The sequence below is a fragment of the Mesorhizobium sp. M7D.F.Ca.US.004.03.1.1 genome (assembly GCF_003998635.1).
Classification (GTDB): Bacteria; Pseudomonadota; Alphaproteobacteria; order Rhizobiales; family Rhizobiaceae; genus Mesorhizobium; species Mesorhizobium loti.
On record NZ_RZQG01000584.1, the window covers coordinates 1 to 3857 of the forward strand.

Annotated in this window: 3 protein-coding genes; all 3 read right to left on the reverse strand. The window is 64.2% G+C overall.

Annotated features, from left to right (window positions below):
* Window positions 1–914 (reverse strand): ABC transporter substrate-binding protein (locus EN935_RS25840; protein WP_127373744.1); only part of this gene is annotated, 914 nt, incomplete at its 3' end.
* A gap of 210 nt (window positions 915–1124) precedes the next feature.
* Window positions 1125–1901: a 4-hydroxy-tetrahydrodipicolinate reductase gene (gene dapB / locus EN935_RS25845; protein ID WP_127373745.1), complete on the reverse strand. Its 777-nt coding sequence runs from the start codon at window positions 1899–1901 to the stop codon at window positions 1125–1127.
* Between the two features lie 16 nt (window positions 1902–1917).
* On the reverse strand, window positions 1918–3857 hold a 1940-nt coding region (locus EN935_RS25850), incomplete at its 5' end, for an ATP-dependent helicase (RefSeq protein WP_164771338.1).

A 3857-nucleotide genomic window follows, 5' to 3' on the forward strand; every position in this document is an offset into this window, starting at 1 on the left:
GTCTCCGGGCCGCCTTCGGGCATGATCCCGTCGGGGGTGAACATTGCCTTGCCGGCATCGAGGGCCTTCACGTAGCCTTCCTTGTCGCCGACATAATAGTCTTGCGGCATCTTGTCGGCGATCTCGGCGCCGCTATGCGTGTTGATGAATTTCTGCGTCTTGACGAAGGCGTTGGCCAGCTTCTGCACGATGTCCTTGTGCGCTTCGACCCAGTCGGTCTGCATATAGAGCGATGCGGCCGGGTAAGTGCCGCCCAGCGCAGCCTTAGTGCCTTCCATTGTGCGCATATCGATGAGAACCGACGCTTCGCCGGTCTTGAGCAGTCGGGTGATCGTCGGCTCGGTCGTCATGCCTGCCTGGATCTTGTCCTGCTGCATGGCGGCGATGAAGGTGGTGCCTGCGCCAACCGGAACCGAGGTGAAGTCGCCGAGCTTCAGACCATTCTTGACGGCGAGATATTCCGTAAGAAAATTCGTCGATGAGCCCAGACCGGTCACGCCCAGGCTCATGCCCTTGAAGTCGGCAGGTGATTTGATCTCGGGGTGTTTCGTTGAAACAAGCTCGACCTCGCCTGGCGCCTGGCTGAACTGGACGATGGATTCGACGAATTTGCCCTTTGCCTGCAGATCGATGCAGTGGTCGTAGAAACCGACAACGCCTTGCACGGCACCGGCCAGCATCTCGTTTTCGGCATCGACGCCGGCCGGTTCATTCAGCAACTCGACGTCGAGACCCTCGTCCTTGAAGTAACCGAGCGCTTCGGTCAGCTTGGCGGGCAGATAGATCTGTTTCTCATAGCCGCCGACCATGATGGAAACTTTTTCGTCGGCGCGCGCGGACGGCGCCGACAAGGCCATGGTGGCGACGAGTGCGGTTGTGGCGGCTGAATCAAGCAGAGTTCGCGCGAGCGACATGGCCTCTTCCCTTTGTTCGTTTCCGCGCCCCTCTCTCTCCCATCGCTTTCCGCGACAAATATGGGGCGCCCATGAACACTAAGGGCACCAACCTTTCATCCAGCTTTCAAGGAAAAGCTGAAAATCAAACCATACAGATTAGTAAGCTGTGGGTATTAGCCGGCCGCTGCGAGGCGGTCATGCCGCGAACACACAAGCCATCCCCCTGTTTCAATTGTTCAGCCCCAGCACGTCGCGCATGTCGTATTCGCCGGGCGGGCGTCCCGCCACCCAGAGTGCGGCGGGGATGGCGCCGCGGGCGAACATGATGCGGTCGCCGGCCGCATGCGACAAGGCAACAAGCTCGCCCTCGGCGCAGAAGCGGACGCTGTGCTCGCCGATGATGCTGCCGCCACGCATCACCGCAAAGCCGATTTCGCCGGCCGGACGCGCGCCGATGACGCCGTCGCGTACACGCCTTGCGACCGTCTCCAGCTCGATGCCGCGCCCGCCGGCTGCGGCTTGCCCCAGCATCAGCGCCGTCCCTGATGGCGCATCGATCTTGTGGCGATGATGCGCCTCGACAATCTCGACATCCCAGTCGTCGGGATCGAGCGCTTTCGCCGCCCGCTCGACCAGCCCGACCAGCATGTTGAGGCCAAGCGAAAAGCTGCCTGAGCGGACGATCGCGATGGTCTTCGCGGCATCGGCAATATCAGCCAATTCCGCCGCATCGAAGCCCGTCGAGCCTATGACCAGGGCTGGCCCGCCGCGCCCAGCGCAAACCCTGGCCAAGTCGGCCGAGGCAGCCGGCGTGGTGAAATCAATCACGATTTCGGCCATGGCAAGCGCCTCGTCGCGGCTCACCAGACCTTCGCCGACGATGCCCGGCCGGTGGAAGCGGGCGGCGAGCGCCAGCCGCGCATCGTCCTGCACAGCGTCGGCCATCTGGCGGCCCATGCGGCCTAGCGCACCCGCGATGGCGACCCTGACCGGTGGTTGCGACATGGCGCTATCCCCGCGGCTATTTCCACATGCCGCGCATGCGCGCGCCGATGTCGACGCGCACCTCTGGCCGGGCCGCCCTGCCCTGTGCCGCTTGCGCGCTCGGCCATGATACCTGCTGGAACGCAGCCAGGATCGAAGCCGGGATGAAGCGGGTGCGCGAGGCATAGAGATGGCGGTCGCCGCGCGCCGCTTGGCCGTGCGGAAAGAAGCGCTGCGGCATGACCAGGTTGAGATTGTCCTTGGCCCGCGTCATCGCCACGTAGAGCAGCCGGCGCTCCTCCTCGATGTCCTCCCTGGTGCCGACGCCGAGATCGGCCGGGATGCAGCCGTCGACCGTGTTGAGCACGAAGACATTCTTCCATTCCTGGCCCTTGGCCGAATGGATGGTCGACAGGATCAGATAGTCCTCGTCACGATGCGGCGGCCCGGCCTGATCGCTGGTGGCGTCCGGCGGGTCGAGCGTCAGTTCGGTGAGGAACCGTTCGCGCGAGGCATAGCCCGAGCCGATCTGCTCGAGCTGCAACAGGTCGGCCCGGCGCGTCGTTGCATCCTCGTGGATGCGCTCCAGATGCGGCTCGTACCACAGCCTGATCCGTTCGAGGTCGGCAGGCCATTTGGCGCCGGCCCGCAGGCCGGAATAGAGCGAGACGAAGCCCGGCCAGTCATCCGCCGCGCGTTGCGGCGGGCGCCAGCCGGCCAGCCCCATGGCCTCGTCGAGCGCCGTCGTCATCGTCTCGACGATCTGCGCCGCGGCCGAAGGGCCGATGCCCGGCATCAGCTGCAGCACGCGGAAGCCGGCGACCCGGTCGCGCGGGTTTTCGGCAAAGCGCAGCACCGCCAGAACATCCTTGACATGGGCGGCATCGAGGAACTTCAGGCCGCCGAACTTGACGAAGGGAATGTTGCGCCGTGTCAGCTCGATCTCCAGCGGCCCGCTATGATGCGAGGCGCGAAACAGCACCGCCTGGGATTTCAACGCCGTGCCGGCCTCGCGCTCGGCGAGGATGGTGTCGCAGACGAAATTGGCTTGCTCGACCTCGTCGCGCACGGTCACCAGCCTCGGTCTGTCGCTGGATTTGCGCTCCGACCACAGGTTCTTGGTGAAGCGCTCCGAGGCCTCGCCGATCACGGCATTGGCGGCGGCAAGAATGGTTTCGGTCGAGCGGTAATTGCGCTCCAGCATCACCACATCGGCGGCTTGCGCAAACTGGTTTGGAAAGTCGAGGATGTTGCGTACTTCGGCGGCACGGAACGAATAGATCGACTGTGCATCGTCTCCCACCACCGTCAGCCCGGCGCCGTCGGGTTTCAGCGCCATGAGGATCGAGGCCTGCAAACGGTTGGTGTCCTGGTATTCATCGACCAGCACATGGTCGAAGCGCCCGCCGAGATGCATCGCTATTTCAGGCTCGGCCGCCATCTGCGCCCAGTAGAGCAGCAAATCGTCGTAATCGAGCACGTTCTGCGCCTGCTTGGCCTCGACATAACCGGCGAACAATTGCTTCAGCTGCTCCGCCCAACCGGCGCACCAGGGAAAGGCAGACCCCAACACCTCGTTAAGCGGCGCCTGGGCGTTGACGGCACGCGAATAGATGGCAAGGCAGGTGCCCTTGGTGGGGAAACGCGCCTCCGTCTTCGAGAAGCCGAGCTCGTGGCGGACCAGATTCATCAGGTCGGCGGAATCCTCGCGGTCATGGATGGTGAAGGCAGGGTCGAGGCCGATCTCCAGCGCATAGTCGCGCAACAGCCGCGCGCCGATGCCGTGAAAGGTGCCGGCCCAGGTCAGCGCATCGGTGATCACCGCGGCATCGCGGCCGAGTACTTCGCCGGCGATGCGCTCGACGCGCCTGGCCATTTCGGCCGCGGCGCGGCGCGAAAAAGTCATCAGCAGGATGCGGCGCGGATCGGCCCCTTTGACGATCAGATGAGCGACGCGATGCGCCAAGGTGTTGGTCT

Coding starts and splice junctions, on each gene's coding strand:
- dapB (WP_127373745.1), bottom strand. CDS start 1,901: ATGTCGCAACCACCGGTCAGGGTCGCCATCGCGGGTGCGCTAGGCCGC.